At 73.4% G+C, this 19,337-nt stretch carries 21 protein-coding genes and 1 pseudogene; 15 read left to right on the top strand and 7 right to left on the bottom strand.

Features of this window, described 5'->3' with window-relative positions; all coding sequences use genetic code 11:
- Window positions 1–19 precede the first annotated feature (19 nt).
- The 6 genes from ACQP2H_RS12095 (at window position 20) to ACQP2H_RS12070 (ending at window position 4,701) form a co-directional block, all read left to right on the top strand.
- Window positions 20–754 carry a DUF2470 domain-containing protein gene (locus ACQP2H_RS12095; RefSeq protein ID WP_219460448.1) on the top strand — a complete coding sequence of 245 codons (735 nt, stop codon included), beginning with the start codon at window positions 20–22 and terminating at the stop codon, window positions 752–754.
- Window positions 755–1,092: 338 nt separating this feature from the next.
- Entirely contained in the window at window positions 1,093–1,641 is a 549-nt protein-coding gene (locus tag ACQP2H_RS12090) for a hypothetical protein (RefSeq protein WP_363822178.1), read from the top strand.
- Between the two features lie 23 nt (window positions 1,642–1,664).
- On the top strand, window positions 1,665–2,060 hold the full coding sequence (locus ACQP2H_RS12085) for an Imm7 family immunity protein (RefSeq protein WP_363822181.1): 396 nt from the start codon (window positions 1,665–1,667) through the stop codon (window positions 2,058–2,060).
- A 140-nt stretch (window positions 2,061–2,200) separates the two neighbouring features.
- Window positions 2,201–2,737 (top strand): AAA family ATPase, encoded by a 537-nt coding sequence (locus ACQP2H_RS12080; protein ID WP_357537247.1) that lies wholly within the window; start codon window positions 2,201–2,203, stop codon window positions 2,735–2,737.
- A gap of 363 nt (window positions 2,738–3,100) precedes the next feature.
- On the top strand, window positions 3,101–3,676 hold the full coding sequence (locus ACQP2H_RS12075; protein WP_357537248.1) for a hypothetical protein: 576 nt from the start codon (window positions 3,101–3,103) through the stop codon (window positions 3,674–3,676).
- A gap of 341 nt (window positions 3,677–4,017) precedes the next feature.
- Window positions 4,018–4,701: a lytic polysaccharide monooxygenase auxiliary activity family 9 protein gene (locus tag ACQP2H_RS12070; protein ID WP_219460433.1), complete on the top strand. Its 684-nt coding sequence runs from the start codon at window positions 4,018–4,020 to the stop codon at window positions 4,699–4,701.
- A 177-nt stretch (window positions 4,702–4,878) separates the two neighbouring features.
- Here ACQP2H_RS12070 and ACQP2H_RS12065 read toward each other — a convergent pair whose 3' ends face one another.
- Window positions 4,879–5,376: a cellulose binding domain-containing protein gene (locus tag ACQP2H_RS12065; protein WP_219460430.1), complete on the bottom strand. Its 498-nt coding sequence runs from the start codon at window positions 5,374–5,376 to the stop codon at window positions 4,879–4,881.
- Between the two features lie 388 nt (window positions 5,377–5,764).
- Here ACQP2H_RS12065 and ACQP2H_RS12060 point away from each other — a divergent pair, with 388 nt between their 5' ends.
- The gene (locus tag ACQP2H_RS12060) at window positions 5,765–6,793 is read left to right on the top strand and encodes a hypothetical protein (protein ID WP_208570537.1); all 1,029 of its coding nucleotides are present in this window, start codon (window positions 5,765–5,767) and stop codon (window positions 6,791–6,793) included.
- A 127-nt stretch (window positions 6,794–6,920) separates the two neighbouring features.
- On the opposite strand, the gene ACQP2H_RS12055 is transcribed toward ACQP2H_RS12060, so the two are convergent.
- Genes ACQP2H_RS12055 through ACQP2H_RS12045 form a run of 3 tightly spaced genes read right to left on the bottom strand, consistent with a single transcriptional unit; the run spans window position 6,921 to window position 9,343 of the window.
- Entirely contained in the window at window positions 6,921–7,385 is a 465-nt protein-coding gene (locus ACQP2H_RS12055; protein WP_219460426.1) for a hypothetical protein, read from the bottom strand.
- Window positions 7,360–8,001, bottom strand: coding sequence for an RNA polymerase sigma factor (locus ACQP2H_RS12050; RefSeq protein WP_219460421.1), 642 nt, complete (start codon window positions 7,999–8,001; stop codon window positions 7,360–7,362). The genes ACQP2H_RS12055 and ACQP2H_RS12050 overlap by 26 nt, the downstream gene beginning before the upstream one ends.
- 28 nt (window positions 8,002–8,029) lie before the next feature.
- Window positions 8,030–9,343 carry a S8 family serine peptidase gene (locus ACQP2H_RS12045; RefSeq protein WP_433232767.1) on the bottom strand — a complete coding sequence of 438 codons (1,314 nt, stop codon included), beginning with the start codon at window positions 9,341–9,343 and terminating at the stop codon, window positions 8,030–8,032.
- Between the two features lie 186 nt (window positions 9,344–9,529).
- Between ACQP2H_RS12045 and ACQP2H_RS12040 the strand changes: the two genes are divergently transcribed.
- From ACQP2H_RS12040 to ACQP2H_RS12030, 3 genes are read left to right on the top strand one after another with little or no spacing between them, the layout of a single operon-like run.
- The gene (locus ACQP2H_RS12040) at window positions 9,530–11,131 is read left to right on the top strand and encodes a hypothetical protein (protein WP_433232764.1); all 1,602 of its coding nucleotides are present in this window, start codon (window positions 9,530–9,532) and stop codon (window positions 11,129–11,131) included.
- Window positions 11,074–11,430, top strand: a complete 357-nt coding sequence (locus ACQP2H_RS12035; protein ID WP_433232762.1) for a hypothetical protein — start codon at window positions 11,074–11,076, stop codon at window positions 11,428–11,430. The genes ACQP2H_RS12040 and ACQP2H_RS12035 overlap by 58 nt, the downstream gene beginning before the upstream one ends.
- A gap of 2 nt (window positions 11,431–11,432) precedes the next feature.
- Window positions 11,433–12,113: a CHAT domain-containing protein gene (locus ACQP2H_RS12030; RefSeq protein ID WP_433232759.1), complete on the top strand. Its 681-nt coding sequence runs from the start codon at window positions 11,433–11,435 to the stop codon at window positions 12,111–12,113.
- A gap of 31 nt (window positions 12,114–12,144) precedes the next feature.
- On the opposite strand, the gene ACQP2H_RS12025 is transcribed toward ACQP2H_RS12030, so the two are convergent.
- Entirely contained in the window at window positions 12,145–12,927 is a 783-nt protein-coding gene (locus tag ACQP2H_RS12025; protein ID WP_433232756.1) for an inositol monophosphatase family protein, read from the bottom strand.
- 277 nt (window positions 12,928–13,204) lie between these two features.
- Between ACQP2H_RS12025 and ACQP2H_RS12020 the strand changes: the two are divergent.
- A pseudogene (locus tag ACQP2H_RS12020) lies at window positions 13,205–13,933 on the top strand (aminotransferase class V-fold PLP-dependent enzyme); the annotation flags it as partial.
- A 76-nt stretch (window positions 13,934–14,009) separates the two neighbouring features.
- Complete coding sequence (locus tag ACQP2H_RS12015; RefSeq protein WP_433232753.1) at window positions 14,010–14,933, top strand: aminotransferase class V-fold PLP-dependent enzyme; 924 nt, start codon at window positions 14,010–14,012, stop codon at window positions 14,931–14,933.
- A 321-nt stretch (window positions 14,934–15,254) separates the two neighbouring features.
- Here the strand turns inward: ACQP2H_RS12015 and ACQP2H_RS12010 are convergent, their stop codons facing one another.
- Window positions 15,255–16,124, bottom strand: a complete 870-nt coding sequence (locus ACQP2H_RS12010) for a helix-turn-helix transcriptional regulator (RefSeq protein ID WP_433232750.1) — start codon at window positions 16,122–16,124, stop codon at window positions 15,255–15,257.
- Between the two features lie 101 nt (window positions 16,125–16,225).
- On the opposite strand from ACQP2H_RS12010, the gene ACQP2H_RS12005 reads away from it, so the two are divergent.
- The 3 genes from ACQP2H_RS12005 (at window position 16,226) to ACQP2H_RS11995 (ending at window position 18,253) form a co-directional block, all read left to right on the top strand.
- Complete coding sequence (locus ACQP2H_RS12005) at window positions 16,226–16,999, top strand: SDR family NAD(P)-dependent oxidoreductase (protein WP_357537261.1); 774 nt, start codon at window positions 16,226–16,228, stop codon at window positions 16,997–16,999.
- A 115-nt stretch (window positions 17,000–17,114) separates the two neighbouring features.
- Entirely contained in the window at window positions 17,115–17,945 is an 831-nt protein-coding gene (locus tag ACQP2H_RS12000; protein WP_357537263.1) for a M23 family metallopeptidase, read from the top strand.
- Between the two features lie 137 nt (window positions 17,946–18,082).
- Window positions 18,083–18,253 carry a hypothetical protein gene (locus ACQP2H_RS11995; protein ID WP_208570549.1) on the top strand — a complete coding sequence of 57 codons (171 nt, stop codon included), beginning with the start codon at window positions 18,083–18,085 and terminating at the stop codon, window positions 18,251–18,253.
- A gap of 194 nt (window positions 18,254–18,447) precedes the next feature.
- On the opposite strand, the gene ACQP2H_RS11990 is transcribed toward ACQP2H_RS11995, so the two are convergent.
- Complete coding sequence (locus ACQP2H_RS11990) at window positions 18,448–18,813, bottom strand: nuclear transport factor 2 family protein (RefSeq protein ID WP_357537265.1); 366 nt, start codon at window positions 18,811–18,813, stop codon at window positions 18,448–18,450.
- Between the last annotated feature and the right edge of the window lie 524 nt (window positions 18,814–19,337).

The following is a 19,337-nucleotide window of genomic DNA, read 5'->3' as shown; positions in this document are numbered from 1 at the left end:
CATTGAGGAGTCAGGGATCATGCGACCCAGCCCGGCGGAGATCGTGCGTACCCTCGTCGCGGGCGGGCTGCCGGCCCTCGCCCAGCTGGCCGGCAGCACCGGCCCGCACCAGGTCCGGCACGCCACCGACCCGGCCGGCCGGGTGCTGCTGCTGGTGCCGGCGCCCGGCGACCTCGCCACGGCGCTCACGCCGCCCGCCGGGGACACCGCCGTCGCCGCCGTCCTCGACGTGCTCGACCTGCCGCCCACCGCCGGTGCCCCCTCGCTCGGCCGGGCCTGGGTCTCCGGCTGGGCCGAGCGCCTCGACGGCGACGCGGCCCGGCAGGCCGCGATGGACTTCGCCGCCACCCGGCCCACCGGCGACCTGCTCGACGTGGGCAGCAGGTTCCAGCTGCACCGGTTCGAGGTGACCGAGGCCCGCTGGGAACGCGCCGGCGCAACGCGCCCGATCGACCCGCAGGCGTACGCACAGGCCGAGCCCGACCCGTTGCACGCGGCCGAGGCGGGGTTGCTGGCCGACCTCGCCGACCACCACGCCGAGCAGGTCGCGGCCCACCTGCGCCGGCAGTTGAAGCTCACCGGTGCCGAGTCGCCACGGGTGGTCCGGATCGACCGGTACGGCCTGCTGGTCGCGTACGGCCAGCCCGGCGCGGCCCGACGGGCGAGGGTGAGCTTCGCGCGACCCGTCGCCGACGTCGCCGAGCTGTCCCGGCTGCTGCACCCGATGCTCTGCCCCCGGCAGGCAGCCGCCTGAACCCGTCGCGACGACGCTGACGCCCACCGCCCATCCCGGATCCGGCACGCCCAGGACGTCCTCGACGCACGACGGCTCCTGGCACGCCTGCAACCCGGTCTGCCGGATACGGTGGTGCGGTTCACCGGGAACGTCCCCTGCACGGAGGCGGCAACGCCACGGTTCGAGGGCTTCCTGCGCCGATGGGGGTCCGGAGCCGCCCCGCAGTCCAGCTACCCACCTGCACCACCTGCTCGGCGGCCGCCCTCACACCGCCACCTGGCCGGCCCGCGGCCCGACGGGGTGGACCCGATCGGTCCGGGGTTTCACCGGTCGCCGGTTGCGGGTAGCGGTTGGTCGTGAACCGCGATCTCGTGACGGCGTTGCAGGCCGCCTGGGGCCTGCCGGAGTTCCGCGACGGGGTACGCCACGTCGTCGACCTCGAGGAGGTGGCGCTGCTGCTGGCCACGCTCTCCGTTGCGGACCATGACCGCGAGGTGGAACGCAGCCTGCTGCGGCTGCTGCGGTCCAGTCTGGACACGACCGAGATCCGGGAAGCGGTGTTGCTGCTGCTGGAACGCGACGAGGTACGCCGACCGCTCCTCGCGGCGGTGGTTCGACCGCGTGCCGACCGACCGGGTCAGGCTGCCGCCATCACCTCGGCGGCCGAGGACCCCAGGGTGCGGCGTGAGGTACGGGCGGTGCTGGACGACGCCAGGGTGCGCGAGCTGGTCTGGCAGGCGGTCGAGAACCAGATGGACGCCGACCGGGTCGGCCTGGCCCGCCGCGTCGCCGTGCTGTTCATCCGGCACCCGAGCGTCCCACGCCTCACCTGGGCCCTGCGCCGCCACGGCGTACTACGCGAGCTACGCCGCACCGGCACGCCAGGCGACGGCACCGCGACCTGAGGAGGTGCACCTACACTGCCGCCATGTTCGAGTACCACGGGTGGATCACCCTCCGCTCGACAGCCGAGGCGGTCGACGACGACCCACCCCTGCGCCTCGACGAGATCCAGCACCTGCTCGACGGTCTCACCGGCCACGGGCTGATCGACCTACGCCCGGTCAACGGCGCGTACCACGTCCATCTCGGCGGGTTCCCCAACCACCGGGGCACGTCGGGTGCCGACATCCTCGACCTGTTCACCAGGATCGGTCAGCTCGCCCCCGGGTCCTACGGGCTGCTGTACGTGCACGACGACGAGGACCCCGGGCACGAACTGGCCTTCCGGGTCTTCCGGCTGGTGCGCGCAACGGTCACCGAACACGCCGACCGCCTGCTGTCCCCGGTGATCCCCACCCTCGAAGACGAGTACCTCGGCTGACCATGGCGAGGCCCGCCCGCACCATGTGACACCGCCCGTCCACCCGTCGCCGTACGTCAGCACGGCGGGGAACACCGGGCAACGGGGAGCGGCCCGGGTGGCGGTGCGCGATGATGGGGGCGTCCGGCCGGAGGATGTTGATGGAGAAACCGACACTGTTCCTGACCGTGGGCCTGCCCTGCGCCGGGAAGACCACGGCTGCCCGGCGCATCGAGATCGAACGGAGAGCACTTCGGCTGACCAAGGACGAGTGGGTGAAGGCTCTCTACGGGCCCGGGAATCCGCCCCTGGCGGGAGCCGTGATCGAGGGAAGGCTCATCCAGATCGCGCTGCGCGCCCTCGAACTCGGCACCAACGTCGTGCTCGACTACGGCCTGTGGGACCGCAACGAGCGTTCCGCCCTGCGCCGCGCGGCGCTTGACGTCGGCGCGACGGTGGAACTGCACTACTTCGCTCTCAGCCCGTCCGAGCAGCGGAAACGACGTGACCAACGCCAGGCCGAGGAACCGCACACGACGTGGCCCATGTCCGACGGGGAACTCGTCGAGTGGGCCGCCCGCTTCGACGTCCCCACGCCGGGCGAGCTCGACGGCGGCGAGCCCATCGACGACCCCCCGGCGGGATTCCCGACCTGGTACGAGTGGCGCACCCACCGCTGGCCGCCCTCGGTCCACTGACCCCCGCCGACCGGCCGTGCCGCAAGTACCCGAGCGGGTCGAAAGCCCACTGAGATCCGTCAATGTTGCCAGAGTGCATCCAGACGTGTTGGAATAGCTCATATCGCCGCAGCGCGGGGGCAACCGCACTGAGAACGGCCAGCACGGGAGCAGCACGGCATCGACAGCGCGCCGCCTCGACGGACGCTCGCACACCGCCTCGACGGGCCATCGCCGTGCTGACGGGCACCCCGCCGGGTGGGCACTCCCGCCCGCCACACGTATCCGCCGCCACGCGCCCCGACGGTCGACACGCTCGACGCCTGCCCGGGGTCGCCTGACGGGCCTGCCAGAGCACCACAACCGGCGACGAGGTGAGAAGCGATGAGTTCCCCAGAGAGTTCCGCGTGGTACCGGCACCGCCTGGTGTGGGTGGCGGTGATCCTGCTGGTGGTGTCGGTCGGCACTGTCGTGTTGGCCAACCGGAGCAGCACGGGGGCGGAGCCGGCGGATCTGCAGGCGCAGATCGTGGCCCGGATGCGTACCACGCTCGAAAAGGCGGATCCGGGGCAGCACCAGCATGCCGGGCACGACGCCCAGCAGGGCGCCACCACGGAGAAGCCGCCGGTGATCTGTGGGGTCCGCGTCTACGGCTTCGAACCGGCCGGGGCCACCACGTTCACCGACGTCCAGAAGATCTACGGCTTCCATCTGTGCGGCATCGCCGAGCAGAAGCGCCCCTGGGACGTGGCGGTCAAGCTGGCCGGCCCACTGATCATGGACCTGTCCACCGATCCGCCGGGAATCCAGGTCGTCGAGGCGACTGCGGAGGTCAGGTTCGTCGACCGGCTCCGGGAGATGTTCCCGCCCGCGTACGCGACGATCGCGCAGCAGGAGGCGCTGGGTGCCTCGGAGATGGCCGACCTGCGCCGGAGGTACGACGCCGCAGCGAAGCTGTGACCCGTCCGGCCGACAGGCCGGCACGCCCCGCCACGTGGTGACCGCCCGGCGGCCGACCCGGGGTCACCGTGCCGGGTGGCCGACGCCCGGTTGCCGCCCCCGGTGGCCGGCCCGACACCACGCCGTCCGGCCGCCCGGACCCGGACCTGCGGTGACCTCGGGTCCACGGCCCGGCCGCCCGCCGGCGATGCGGCGATCTCGGACAGCTCGCTCCACATCCGACAGCTCGATCCAATCCGACTAAATATCGATCAACATTGATATTTGGCTGCATGGGTGCAACAGTGGATTCGGGAGCATTCACCACTCGATGTCCCGTACCGACGAATGGAGGATGAACAGTGCGTTCACACCAGTCCGACCGATCCGGCGGACGCCCCCGGTCAACCGTCCGCCGGTCCCTCCAGGCGCTCGTCCTGATGTTCGCCATGGTGGTCGGCACCCTGCCCCTGACCAGCCCCGCCCAGGCCCACGGGACGATCATCAACCCGGCGACCCGGGCGTATCAGTGCTGGAAGACCTGGGGCAGCCAGCACACCAACCCGGCCATGCAGCAGCAGGACCCGATGTGTTGGCAGGCGTTCCAGGCCAACCCGGACACCATGTGGAACTGGATGAGCGCGTTGCGCGACGGCCTGGCCGGCCAGTACCAGCCCAGCACCCCGGACGGGCAGCTGTGCAGCAACGCCCTGTCCCGGAACAACTCGCTGAACACGCCCGGGGCGTGGAAGGCGACCACCGTCGGCCGCAACCTCACCGTCCAGATGTACGACCAGGCCAGCCACGGTGCGGACTTCTTCCGGGTCTACGTCACCAAGCAGGGGTTCAACCCGGCCACCCAGCGGGTCGGGTGGGGCAACCTGGACCTGATCACCACGACCGGGCGGTACGCGCCGGCACAGAACATCTCGTTCAACGTCTCGATTCCGTCCTCGCGCAGCGGAAGCCACGTCCTGTTCTTCATCTGGAAGGCGTCGCACGCTGACCAGACCTACATGTGGTGCAGCGACGTCAAGATCGCCTGATCGGCGACGCGGTACTCCCGGCCCAGGACGTCACCGTCCTGGGCCGGAGCCCGTCTCGGGGTCCTCCAGCGGCACCGCGTGACGCTGGTGGTGGCGGCGGGCCGCCGTCAACCGACGCTCTCCGGCACGCAGCCGACCGCCACGGCGGGGACCCGGCCCGGCCGGCGGGACTCCGCCTCAGGTGAGCGAACAGGGCGTCCCGTTGAGGGTGAACGAGGACGGGCTGCCGGTGTCACCGGTGTGCTCGGCCACGAACCCGATGGCGATCGAGGCCCCCGGCCCGAGGATGACGTGGTCGTCGAGTCCACGGGCCGTGACGGTGCCGCTGGACGGCGAGTACACCGCGTTCCAGTCGGTGGTGATGCGTTGCCCGGCCGGCAGCGGGAACGTCAGCCTCCAGGAGGTGATCGCGCTGGCACCGGTGTTGGTGATGGTGATGCTGCTCGTCAGGAAGGTGTCCCAGGTGTAGACCGAGTACCGGACGGTGCACGCCGCCCCGCTGGGCGGCGGGCTGCCCGGCACCGCCGTACCGAGTGGTGGGCTGCCCGGCACCGCCGTGCCGGGTCGTGGGCTCATGCTGGCGGGCACGGTGGTCGGGACGCTGACGCCGTCCAGGGCGGCGGCCAGCGTCAGGGTCGCCGCAGCGGCACCGAGATGACTGCTCCTCAGTCTCATGGCGGCGGTTCCCTCCCGGGGGTCGGCGCACGGCGGGGCGGCGGGACACGGGGCGCGAGCCGCCCCGATGACCGCCCGGCGCACGTTCGCGAGCCCCAACATTAATTCACCACAGTCGATTGTCAAAGGCATCGCGCCGGCCCCGCCGCCGACGGGCCGGACACCCCCGGGGGGCGGGCCACGGGATCGATCGCGGCCATCGAGACGGGCGGTCGACCCCCCACACACATCGATGGCTGTCGTTTTGCCGGTCCTCGCGCCATCTGACGGCAGGCACCCGGGACGGTATTTCCCGGCGCATGGCCAACTCCTCAACTACGTCATCGCGCCGACACGACATCGAAACACGTCGTGATCGACGTCCCCCGCCGATGGGAGAAAACCTGTCATGGGCAAGGTAGGAAAGCGCGTCCGCCGCTCCACGCTGGCCGTACTCACGGGTGCGGCGCTGGCCGGGCTGCTGGCGGTCACCGCAGCCGCCGCGGCACCCGGCGAGGCACCGCAGGGCAAGGCCGCCGCGGCGGCCCGCACCGACGTCTACATGAAGGACGTCGCCGCCGACACCGGCGTCCAGCCGCACTCGTACGGCCCGTTGTGGGCCAGCCCCGACATCAAGGTCTGCCCGACCGCCGTCGAGTGTGCCGTCAGCCAGAACCCGATCGTCGGGGTCACCAACTATCTCTTCCTGAAGGTGCGCAACAACGGACCGTACGGCTCGGGCATCGACAACGGGGTGCTGCGGGTCTACCGGACGACCCCGGGCGGCGGCGCCACCTGGCCGACGCACTGGACCCAGATCGGCGCGGTCAGCGTGCCCGTCTACCCCGGCGTCACCACGGTCACGATCCCGTGGACCGGGGTGCCCGGACCGGGTCACTTCTGCCTGTTGGCGCGCTGGGTGTCACCCACCGACCCGATGACCTTCGAGGGTCCGAGCACGAGCGTCAACACCCAGCACAACAACAACATCGTCTGGCGCAACGTCGACTCGGTCCGGCTCGTCGCTGGCGGACCGCGGGTCGTGCGGCCGTTCGCCATCGGCAACGTGACCACCGCGGAGACCAAGAACGACCTGGTCTTCACCCAGCCGGCGGAGCAGGCCCGGGGCGCCCGGGTCTTCGTCGACCTCGGCCCGACCCTGTTCGAGCGCTGGCAGTCCACCGGAAAGGTCGGCACGGGCATCCGCCAGGTCGGCAAGACCGAATTGGAGATCGTCGAACCGACGAAGGCCAGCATCAGCGGGCTGGTGTTGAAGCCCGGTGAGCGCCTCGAGTTCTCGTTGGCCTTCTCGGCCGAGACCGCCCTGGCCAAGGAGACCGCGCTCAACGTGACCCAGTTCGGGCCGGACGCCGACGGCACCGCCCGCGCCGACCTCGGCGGGGTGCAGTACCTGCTGGCGGACGGGCAGCGGGGATAACCCGGGTCGTCGCCACCTGCGACGGTGGGGCGTGGGCCGTCCGGCCCACGCCCCACCGTCGTCGGTCGGGGTCGGACACCGGACGCGCGGCACCGCCCGCGCCGCCCTCCCGGGAGCAGAGCGCCGGTCAGCGCAGACAGACCCAGGCGGTGGACAGGGCATACCCGACGGTACGCGCGCACAACTGGACCGGACCCGGCGGTGGGGCGCCCAACGAGAAGAAGCCCATCGCGTCCACCGACGCCTCGTCGTAGGTGCCGGCGGCCGTGCGGGCGCTCACCCGTCCGCCACCGGACGGGGAGAGCTGCCCGACGATCCCGGCGTCACTCACCTCGATCTCCACCAGCACCGACCCGCTGCGGAAGGAGAGCGTCCGCGCGGACGCGGCAGACCGGGTCATGCCCACCAGTTCGGCGTCGACCGCCGAGTCGAAGGTCAGCTCGGCGACGGCCAGCTCCGCGTCGGCGGTACGCCAGGTGAACGCGGCCAACGCCGCGCTCAGGTAGGCCTCCGAGACCGGCCCCGTGTCCCACAGCGCCGCGCCCAGCTCCGTCGTCAGCGCGTCGTCATCGACCGGCGGCCACGGCTCCATCCGGCTCACCCCCGTTCGTGCCGATGGCGGACGCTCCGAGAAACTCGACGATCGCCGGACATCTCCGCAGCCTACGCAGACAGCGGGCCTGGGTGGGTCCGATACTGCCGATCGGAATGCCGAGCCGCTCGGCAACCTCCCGGTAGCTCATCGGCGGGTCGGTCGTCAGCAGTGCCAACAGCGCCTGGCAGCGCGGCGGGAGCTGCACGAAACCCTCGCGCAACGCCTGCCGCCGCTCCGCGCGCAGCAGCTCGTCGTCCGGGGCGGGCGCCATCGCCGCCAGCTCCCGGGAGAGCCCGTGATAGGTCTGCAACGACTGGTCGTACGGGTCGACGGGCTGGGCCCGACGGCTGAGGCGGGACAACCGGTAACACTCGCGCCGCGCCGTGGTGGCCAGCCAGCCCGGTAACGCCTCGGGTTCGCGTACCCGGCCGAGCTGCTCCACCAGGCGGAGCCAGACGGTCTGGTTGACATCCGCCGCGTCGGCCCGGCTGAGGTCGTACGCCCGGATGACCGAGTAGACGACCGGGGTGTACCGGCGGACCAGTTCGGCCCAGGCCGACTCGTCCCCACCGGCGGCGGCGGACAACAGGCTGGTCGTGCTGGCACCGGTCACCGGGCCACCGCCCGGGGCGTCACACGGCTCATCCGACGAGCACCCCGTAGTCGGGGTGCCACCGGGGGGCGGCGAGCAGGGTCGTACGCGCCTGGTCCGCGCTGAGGCCCCCGGCGGTCATCAGGGCGGCGAGCCGCCCGGAGACGTGTGCGGTGGCGAACGAGGTACCGGCCCAGACGGCGAACCCGTGGAACTGGCGTACCGGCCGCCCGGGTAGCGGCAGCTGCCCCTCGACGTAGGTGCTGTGGCGCTCGCCGAGGGCGCAGGCGTCCACCCAGGGGCCGAAGCAGCTGTCGACCGCCGGCACCAGACCGCCGGACGTCTGGGCGACCGCCGCGACCGCCAGCACCCGGTCCAGGGCGGCGGGCCAGAGCGGACGACTGGTGCCCGCGTTGCCGGCCGCCGCGACCACGGCGCTCGTCGTCGGCAGCGCGGCCAACGCGTTGGCCAGTGGCAGCGACGGCTGGTCGTCCAGGGTGTAGCCACCCAGGGAGAGGTTGAACACGGACACCTGCGGCGCGAGCCGGCTCAGGGCGGCCACCACGGTCGCCTCGTCCCCCACCCCGGTCGGGTCCAGGGCCTGCTCCGGGTCGACGCGTACCCCCGGCGCGGCCTGCCGGACCACCCCCGCGACGAAGGTGCCGTGCCCGCCCTGCGGGGCGAGCACGTCGGTGTGGACGTAGAGCGGGTCCTCGTCGTCGGGCTGCGGCAGGTACGTGCCGCCGAGCCACTGCGGGTGACACGCGCCGGCCTGCTGCCAGATCCCGGTGTCGCAGATCCCGACGGTGACGCCTGCCCCCTCACCGAGCCGGGTCGGGTCGGGCGGCGGCAGCGCCGCCGCCGGGCGGGGCGGCGTGCCCGGGTTGCCCATGATGTTGCCCAGGCCGAGCAGCACGTGGTGCGGCTGCACCGCCGGCACCGGTTGACCGGGCCACTGCTGGGGGTCGCGTAGTTTCCCCACGACGCCGGGGATGTCGGTCTCCCGGTCGAACAACAGCCGGGTGACACCGGCGAAGCCGGCGCCGACGGTCACCGGATAGTCGTGGGCACGCAGCCAGGTGGTGACCCGTTTGGCGTCGGCGGCGGCGGCGAGCAGTTGCCGGGGCCGGTAGAGGATCTCCCGCCCCGGCACGGTGTACCGACGCACATTCTGGTCGGCGGCCAGCGCCGCTTCGAACGCCTTCTGGTAGGCGTTGGCGTCCGCGTCGCCAGCGACCGCCGGGGCAGGGCGCGGCACGACGCCGAGCGGTGCCGCCACGGCCAGCGCGGACAGCGCCAGGACCCGCCGTCGGGACAGCCGGCCGGCCGGACCCGGCACGGTGGGGTGGTCGGACGGCGGCACGGATCCTCCATGCTCGTGAGAGAAGCGCGCCCACCGATGGTGGACGCGGCGAATTCCCCGACCGCCAATTATTCCGGACCATCGCCGGTTGTCAATTGTGAAACCAAGCAGGACACCCATTGACGAAATTCCCGCGACGGATTCTCGACGTTGACTCGCGGCTGTCCGTCGTGGACTCTCTAGGGCATGTCCGACAGCACCGGTTCCGGTGCCACGGCGGCCCAGGCGGCACTCGACGCCGTCCAGCGATACCCACCCGAGGCGATCACGATCGCCCACCGGGTGCTCGCCGGCCAGACCGCCGACGACGACGAACGCTCCACCGCCGAGCGGGCCATCGGTCTGGCCCTGCGCGAGTTGAACGACCTGACCGGCGCACTGCGCCACCTCCGGCGGGCGGTACGGGCCGCCGGCACCCCCCGTACCCAGGCGTTGGCCCGGATGAGCCTCGGGTACGTGCTGGCCAACGCCGGCCGTACCGCTGCGGCGTTGCGGGCGGTGACCGCCGCGCTGCCCCAGCTCACCGGTGCCGACGCCGGTCGGGCCCGGATGCAGCGGGGGGTGGTGCTGCACTACCGCGGACGCTACGCCGAGGCGGTGCGCGACTACGGCATCGCCATCGACATCGCCCAGCGCGAGGGCGACCCGCTGCTGGAGGCCCGTGCCCGCAACAACCGTGGTCTGCTCAACGCCCACCGGGGCTCCCCCGGCGGCACCGACGACGACCTCTCCCGGGCGGCGGCGGCCTTCCGCCGGCTCGGCCTCGACCTCGCGGCGGCCGACGCCCGCTGGAACAGCGGTATCGCCGCCGGGCAACGCGGCGAGATCGCCATGGCCCTGCGCTGCTTCGCCGACGTCGACGAGGAGTACCGGCGGCTCGCCGTGCCCCGACCGGCGCTGCTGCTGGACCGGTTCGAGCTGCTGCTGTCGGTGCCGCTGCTCGACGAGGCGGTCGAGGTCGCCGCCGCCGCGGTCCGCGAGCTGCACCGCAGAGGGATGGCCTCGGACCTCGCCGAGGCGCTGCTCGCCCAGGCCCGGGCCGCGCTGCTCGCCGACGACCTGGACACCGCGACCGCCGCCGCCGCCCAGGCCCGGGCCTGGGCCGTTTTCGCCAGGCACGTCGAACTGCGCGCCGAGTTCCGCCGGGGCACCCGCACGCCGGCCCTGCTCGCCGCGATGGTGCGCACCGCCGGCCAGCTCGACGCCACCGGGTGGTCGGGTCCGGCGCTGACCACCCGCATCGAAGCCGGTCTGCTGGCCGCCGCAGCGGGTCGCGTCGACCGGGCCGTGGCCCTGCTCGACGTGGCCGCCCTGGCCCGCCGGCGCGGCACCGCCCCCGCCGCGCCCAGGGGTGGTACGCCCTGGCCCGGTCGCGGCGGCTCACCGGAGACGACGCCGGTGCGGCCCGGGCACTGCGCCGGGGGCTGGCCGTCCTCGACCGGCACCGCACGTCGCTCGGGGCCACGGAGTTGCGGGCCCACAGCGGCACGTACGGGCAGGAGCTGGCCGCCGAGGGCCTCGACATCGCAGTCCGCGCCGGCTCCCCGGCCCGGACGCTGGCCTGGGCCGAACGCTGGCGGGCCAACACGCTGCGGATGCGCCCGGCGTTGCCTCCCGATGACCCGGACCTGTTCGCGGCGCTCACCGAGCTGCGGCTCGTCAGCAGCCTGCTGGAGGACGAGGTGCTGGCCGGCCGGCCGGCCCATGCCCTACGCAGCCGGCAGGCCCGGTTGGAACAGCGCATCCAGGACCTGGCCCGCCGGGTGCCCGGCGGGAGTGGCGTGGTGACCCCGCCCGGCGTGGGGGTGCTCGCCGGGCGGCTCGGTTCCCGCGTGCTGGTCGAGCTGGTCGCCCACGGCGAGCGGCTGCGGGCGGTGCTGGTCCGCGACGGCCGGGCCAGCCTGCACGACCTCGGCCCGCTGGCGGAGGCGGTGCACCTGACCCGGTGGCACCGGTTCGCCCTGCGCCGGCTGGTCACCACCGGCGACACGCCCACCGCGCAGGCCGGGGCCCGCCATGCCGCCGCCACGCTGGACCGGCAGCTCTTCGAGCCGCTGCGCCGGCACCTCGGCGACCGCCCCTGGTGATCGTGCCGGTCGGGGCCCTGCACGCGGTGCCGTGGTCGGGTCTGCCGACCTGCGCCGGGCGCGCGGTGACCGTCGCCCTGTCGGCCACCGCCTGGCTGCGGGCGGACGGCCGGTGTCCGCCGGCCGGGCCCTCGGTGCTGGCCTGCGGGCCGCGCCTGCCGGCCGGCCTGGCCGAGGTACGCCGCCTCGGGCAGGTCCTGCCCGACGCCACCCTGCTCACCGGTGCGGACGCCACCGCCGACGCGTTGACCACGGCCCTGGACGGCGCCGGCCTGGTCCACATCGCCGCCCACGGCACCTTCCGCGCCGACAACCCGCAGTTCTCCACGTTGGAGCTGGCCGGTGGACCGCTGTTCGCCTACGAGTGGGAACGGGTCGCCCGGCCGCCCGGCTGCGTGGTGCTCTCCGCCTGCGACTCGGGGCTGACCGGGGTGCGGCCCGGCGACGAGGTGATGGGCTTCACCGCCGTGCTGCTCGCCCTGGGCGCACGGTGCCTGATCGCCACCGTGCTGCCGGTGCCGGCCGAACCCACCACCGCGCTGATGCTGGACCTGCACCGACGGATGCGGGGCGGGGTCCGCCCGGCGCAGGCGCTCGCCGACGCCCAGCAGGCCTTCGCCGTGCCCGGCGACGGCACCGCCGGGGCCACGGCGGCGGCGTTCGTCTGCCTCGGTGCCGGCTGAGGCCGCGCCGAGCCGCCCGGCGGACGCGGTGTCAGCCCAGCGTGGCGACCCGGGGACGCAGTCCGTCGATCAGCTCCGGTGGGGCGGCGAGCACCCGACTTCCGCTCACCTCGACGGCGACACCGGCTTCGACGGCGATCACCAGACCGGCGGCCCAGTCCCAGCGGAACGTGCGGTCCTCGACGTAGGCGTCGCAGCGGCCCGCCGCGATCCAGGCCAGAGCCAGGGCCGTCGAGCCCAGCATCCGCACCCCGCGTACGTCACCGGCCAGGTCGGTGACCACGGCCGCCTGCACCCGGCGGTGGGCGACGTCGTAGGCGTACCCGGCGGCGAGGACGACCTCGCCGAGCGTGATCCCGGCGGGCCGGCTCAGCGGCGTGTCGTCGAGGAACGCGCCCCGGCCCCGGACGCCACGGAACGTCTCGTCGTGCACCGGGTCGTGGACCACCCCGACGACGGGCTGCCAGCCGTCCGGTGTCTGCTGTTCGCAGGCGACGCTGACGCACCAGAACGGCATTCCGGCGACGTAGTTGACGGTGCCGTCGAGGGGGTCGAGCACCCAGCGCAGCCCGGAGTCGCCGAGGTGGTCGCTGCCCTCCTCGGCGAGGATGCCGTCGCGGGGCCGGCGGGTGCGCAGCAGCTCGACGATGCGCGCCTCGCTGGCCCGGTCCGCCTCGCTGACCAGGTCGGTGGAGGCGGTCTTGTAGTCGACGCGGCCGTGGTCGCCGAAGCGCCGTAGCAGCTCCCGGCCACCGAGGCGAGCCGCCTCCTCGGCGACCCGCCGGCAGTCGTCCAGCTCGGCACCGGTGGCCATCGCGTTCTCCTCGGGTCGTCGGCAGGGCCGGTCGAAATCGTCGCACCCGTACGGGCGCGGGCGCCAGCATCCCGGCGCGGGCACGGACGCCGGTTGCCCGACCGGCCGGCTCCCGGTCGCCGCCCGGCGTGGCCCCGGGGCGTGCGGGTCGGCATCCCGGGCGGCGAGCGACGGGGGCGGCCGGTCGGGCACACTGTGGACAGCGGTCGGGACACCGACGCCCGCCGACGCGCCGTCGACCCGCCCCGTCGCCATCGCCGTGGGGAGGCAGCGCGACATGGGTACGGTGGACACGTCCAGGGTGGACCGGTTGCTGGCGCGGATCCGCGACGGGGTCATCGGCGAGGGTGAGCTGCTCGACGGGCCCTACGGGCCACGCCGGATCACCTACGCCGACTACACCGCCTCCGGCCGGGCGTTGGACTTCGTGGAGGACACCATCCGCGACCGGGTGTTGCCCCGCTACGCCAACACCCACACCGAGAGTTCCGCGACCGGTCGGGCGACGGGGCGGTTGCGCGAGGACGCCCGACGGACCATCCTCGACGCCGTCGGCGGCACCGACGAGCATGCGGTGCTCTTCTGCGGTTCCGGGGCCACGGCGGCGGTCGACAAGCTGGTCGGGCTCCTCGAACTGCGGCTGCCCGCCGGCCCGGCGCACCGGCACAAGCTGCTGGACGGCATCCCCGTGGCGCAGCGCCCGGTGGTCTTCGTGGGCCCCTACGAGCACCACTCCAACGAGCTGCCGTGGCGGGAGACGTACGCCGACGTGGTCGTCATCGGCGCGGACGCCGACGGGCACATCGACCGCGTCGAACTGGCCGACCGGCTGGTCCGGTACGCGGACCGACCGCTGCGGGTCGGCAGCTTCTCCGCCGCCTCCAACGTCACCGGCATCCTGTCCGACGCCGACGCGATCGCGGCCCTGCTGCACGCCCACGGGGCACTGTCGTGCTGGGACTACGCCGCCGCCGGCCCGTACATGCCGATCCGGATGGGTGAGTCGACGCCGGGCGCGGCGGACGGCAAGGACGCGGTCTTCCTGTCCCCGCACAAGTTCGTCGGCGGCCCGCAGACCCCCGGTGTTCCTGGTGGTGCGGCGGGATCTGATGCGCAACCGGGTCCCGGTGGTCCCCGGTGGGGGCACCGTGGCGTTCGTCGACCCCGCCGGGCACCGGTACCTCGACGATCCGGTGGCCCGCGAGGAGGGCGGCACTCCGGCGATCGTCGAGTCGATCCGGGCGGGCCTGGTGTTCGCCCTCAAGCAGTCCGTCGGCGCCGACGTCATCCAGGCCCGCGAGGAGCGGCTGTGGTCGCGGGCGCTGGGCCGCTGGTCGGCCAATCCGGGGATCGTGGTCCTGGGCAATCCCCGGGCGCGGCGGCTGCCCATCGTGTCGGTGCAGATCCGCCACGGCAGCCGCCATCTGCACCACAACTTCGTCGTCGCGCTGCTCAACGACCTGTTCGGCATCCAGGCCCGTGGGGGGTGCTCCTGCGCGGGCCCCTACGGGCACCGCCTGCTGGGCATCGACGAGGAGCGCTCCCGGGCGTTCCGGGAGCAGATCGCCCTGGGCTGGGAGGGGATCAAGCCCGGGTGGACCCGGATCAGCTTCGGCTACTTCGTCTCCGACCTGGTCGCCGACCATCTGATCGACGCGGTCGACCTGGTCGCCCGCCTGGGGCACCGCCTGCTGCCCGACTACCACTTCGATGCCCGCAGCGGTCTGTGGCACCACCACCGGGGCCCGGGGCAGTCGCTGCGCCTGGCCGAGCTGGGCGGCCTGTTCACCGGCGACGACCAGCCGGTCCCGCCGCGGCGGTGGGCCGGTGAGGACGCCCTGGCCGGTCACCTGCACGAGGCACGCGAGATCCTGGCCGGGCGTGGGGACCACGTCGACGAGGGACCCACCGGCCTGCCGGCCGGCGTGGAGGCGCTGCGCTGGTTCCACCTACCGCCGGCCTGCGTGACCGCCCCGAACGGGCCGTCCTCGCGCCGAGCAGGGTGAGTGTCGGTGGTGGCGCTGGTCGTGTCACGCGTCGAGATCGCCCCCCCCGGGCGTACGCCGCGGTACCCGGCTGCCGGCACGCTGCTGCGCGCGGCGACAGCGCTGCCCGGCGGGCTGACCGGACGGTCCCGTCGGACCGTCGTGCCATGATGCCGCTCACCCAAGGCAAGGAGCACGGCGCAATGGCCACGGTGACGGTTCGGGACGAGACGGCGACCGGCAGGGCGATCGACCAGTGGCCGCTGGCCGGCCTGCCGGAGCGCATCTCCGCGCGGGAGCTGGTCCGGTTGCGACGCCTGTGCCGATCAGCCGGCGGCTCGTTCAGGTGGTGGATCGGCCCGCACCGGGTGCCGCCTGCGGCTCGGTTGTCCAGCTGGCCAGCAGGGGCAGCACCCGCGCCGTGGGTGAGTCGGGTTCGACGGTGTAGACGACCAGCCGTTGCTCGGGATCGTGCGGCCCGACGACGGATTCGATGCCGAAGCTGAGCGGTCCGGCCGTCGGGTGGACCAGTTGCTTGGTCAGCGAGGTACGGAAGGTGACCCGCTGGTCGTCCCACCACTGCGCCACGTCGGGATCGCCGTCCCGCAGCTCCTGCACCAGCTCGACGAGTCGCCGGTCGTCGGGGTGGCGTCCCACCTCGTAGCGCAGCGCTCCGACCGCGGCGGCGGCGAAGTCGGCCCAGTTGACGATCCGCACCCGCGCGTCGGGGTCCAGGAACAGCCACCGCGCGAACGACGACCCCGGTTCGGCGGCGGACCCCAGCACCGCGCTCAACAGCCCGTTGCGCGCCAGCACCTGCGTACGGCGTCCCAGCAGCAGCACCGGGACGTGGCTCAGTGCTCCCATCAGGCGCAGCATCCCCGGGTCGGGTCGCTGCGCGACCTCCGGCCCCGCCCACCGCCGCCGCGAGGTCGGCGCGGCCAGATCCCGCAGGTGGGCACGTTCGATCTCGTCGAGCTGCAGCGCCCGCGACAGCGCCTGCACCACCTCGTCGGTGACGACGTGCTGGCGTCCCTGTTCCAGGCGGCTGTAGTGGTCCGGGCTCAGCCCGGCGAGCACGGCGAGTTCCTCCTTGCGTAGACCCGGCACCCGCCGTGGGCCGGGGAATGCCTCGATGCCGGCCTGGGCGGGGGTCAGGCGGTCCCGCCGAGACCGTAGGAACGCCCCCAGGGCAGTGCGGTCGGCAGGCACCCACCCAGTGTAGGAGCGGACCTCGGCGCGCGCCTGGTCATGCGGTGACCAGGCAGCACGCGCCCTGGTGCGGGCCGCGTGCCTGCCCTGGGATGGTGACCATGACACACCCCGAGACCCCTGCCGGGCGGATCCGCACCGTCCTGATCACCGGCTCCACCAGCGGCATCGGTGCCGCCACCGCCCGGATACTGGCGGCGCGGGGATGGCGCGTCGTCGTCACCGGCCGCGATCGGACCCGCGGTGCCGCCGTCGTCGCCGACATCGAGGGCACCGGCGGACACGCCGTGTTCGTCGCCTCCGACCTGACCGGCCCGCCCGGAGCGCTGCGGGACTTCGCCCGCGCCGCCACCGAGGCCGCCGGTGGGCACCTGGACGCGCTGGTCCACAACGCCGCGCTGTGCCCGGCCGTCGACACCGTACGCCTCACCGACACCGACCTGGAGGCCACGCTCGCGGTCAACGTCCGCGCCCCGCACGTCCTGACCGCCGCCCTGGCTCCGGCGATGGCGGCACGCGGCCATGGCGCGATCGTGGTCATCGGCTCGTGGATGGCCCACGTCGGGCACCCCTTCGTCGGGCTGTACTCGGCGACCAAGGCCGCGGAGATCCAACTCGCCCGCAGTTGGGCCGCGGAGTTCGGTCCCCACGGGGTACGGGTCAACGCCGTCTCCCCCGGGGCGACGCGTACCCCGATCAACGCCGGCGACGGCGACGTGATCACCCGGATGACCGCCGGCACCCCCGCCGGACGACCCGGGACCCCCGACGAGACCGCCGACGCGGTGGCGTGGCTGCTCTCGGAGCAGGCCGGCTACATCCACGGCGCGGAGATCGCCGTCGACGGAGGTATCACGGCGACCCGTCCCGGTTGAGTGCCGTCACGCAGGCCCGAAGACGCCGGGTGTGCTCGCCGGAAGGTCATCGACGCTCCGAAACGATCGGGGTGAATCCCTTGCCCCGCAACGGAGATGACCTTAGGTTACATTGATGATCCTCAGTGGTGAGCCGCACCCTGACCCGCCGCGGAGCGCCGGGGCCGGCGCTCCGCGGCCCGAGGATCTCGGTGGCGTCGCCTATCTGCGGGGGCTGTCGAGGCGGGGCTTCATCACGGGGGCCGCGTTGGCGGCATCCGGGCTGTCGGCCGCCTTCGCACTGCTGCCCGACTCCGCCCGGGCTGCTGGCGGCTACCTGCGACCGTGCGGAAACGTCCGGATTTCCAGCTCCTGGCAGGACCACCGCAACCGGACGCCGCCCTCGGGTGAGCCGGGCACCGACTACGCGGTCGGCACCGGCACTCCCGTCATGGCCGCGGCGAACGGCACGATCCGCTTCGTGAAGACCGACACCGCCACCGGGACCGGGCGCGTCGTGGGAATGGCCCACGACGACGGCAACTACAGCCGGCACCTGCACCTGTCGACGATCACCGTCTCCGTCGGTCAACGTGTGTCACGAGGCCAGCCGATCGCGTACTCCGGCTCCTCGGCGAACGGCAGTGACCATGGTGTCGGACCGCACGTGCACACGAGTCTCTGGCTGAACACCGCAAGCCCGACGAACTTCTCCGCGACGGTGGACTTCGAGAACCACGTCGGAGACGTCGCCAACCCGAACCCGCCGGACCAGGAGGTAGACGAGGTGTTCATCGCGAACGTGAAAGGTAGCTGGTACCTCATAGTCCCCCAGGGGACCGGTAAGCCGCGGGCGGTGGTCCTGGGTGGCGACAGCAACGCCGCCGCCGCCGGCCTTCCGGTGCTGAACTTCAGCTGGGATCCGTCGATCAACGCGCTCCGGGCCGCGGTCGACGGCATCGGCTGAGCTGGCCCGGGATCTCCTCCGGTCACCGGCCGTCCGCCCGCGCCGCCGTCGTCCCCGCCGAAGGCGGACCGGGGCGACCATGAAGGGTGGGCCGAGGCAAGTGGGTGCCCGATGCGACCATGGCGGATAATTGCCCGATGACAAATCCAGACCTCGACCCCGACGTCTACCCACCCCTGGACCCCGGTGAGCCGGTGCCGGACGACGCCGGCGAGCTTCTCCCCGATACGCCCGGTGAGCTGCCGGAGGCACCGGTCGAGCCGATGCCCGACGACGGCGAGCCGGGCGGCGTGCCCGAGCCGGCCTGACGGCGAACCCTGACGGCGAACGCGGACGGGCCGGCCGCTCGTGCGGGCCTCCACCGGCCGCCGCCGGGCACGCCCCGGCCACCTTCGGTCACGTCCCGGTCGCCTTTGCTCACGTCCCGGTCGGCGCGGGCGACGGTCGGGGGCCGCAGACGTGATGTCGACGCCCCCCGCCGCCGCGCCGACGGGGGCGGCGGTCAGCGGCTCCGACCGGTGGGACCGCGCCGCCACCCTTCGAGCTTCCCAGGGTTACGGACCACCCACACGTGACTGATCCGGCCCGGGCCGGTCGCGGGGAGGGCAAGCACGGCCAGGATGTGGCCCTGCCGGTCGGTGGCGACCAGGCCCGGCTCGCCGTTGACGAGTTCCTCGTCGACGACCAGGTCGGGTTGCCGGTTCCACACGCTCAGCAGGAAGCCGGCGATGGCCTGCGGCCCGTGCAGCGGCACCAGAGATGCGGAGACGAGGCCACCACCGTCGGTGATCGCGGTGGCGTCCGGGTCGAGCACGCCGACCAGAGCGGCGAGGTCGCCGGTCTGCCAGGCGGTCCGGAACGCCCGCACGGCCGCGGCGTGCTCGGCCGGGCGCACCGGCGTACGGCGTTGCTCACGGACGCGACGCCGGGCCGAGGAGGCGAGTTGCCGACACGCGGCCGGGGTGCGGCCGACGATGCCGGCGATCTCGGGGTAGCTGAACCGGAGCTCGGTGGAGGATTTCCGCCGGGTGCGGCCCGTACGGCTGGGTCGGCAGATCGTCCTTCGCCGAGCAGGCCGGATGGTCGCTCACCACGGCGGGACGCCGGCGCAACGAGGCGCAACTGCGCGCCGAACTCGACCGTGTCCGCGCCCACGGCACCGTCGCCGACACCCACGAACTCTTCCTGACCCTCAACGGCCGGGCGACCCAGGTCTTCACCGCCTGGCAGCTGCGACCGGGCGAGGCCACCGGGACGCTACGTCACCTCGCCGGCCTCGCCGACGAACTCCGCGACCTCGAACGACACCTGACCGCGTGCCTGGCCTGCTTCGCCGGCTACCACGACCGGGTCACCCGGGCGCTCACCCGGGCCGGCGACGATCCGGCGTGG

The organism is Micromonospora sp. CA-248260 (genome assembly GCF_050942205.1).
GTDB classification, from domain to species: Bacteria; Actinomycetota; Actinomycetes; order Mycobacteriales; family Micromonosporaceae; genus Micromonospora; species Micromonospora antibiotica.
This window is presented reverse-complemented; position numbering and strand designations above follow the sequence as displayed.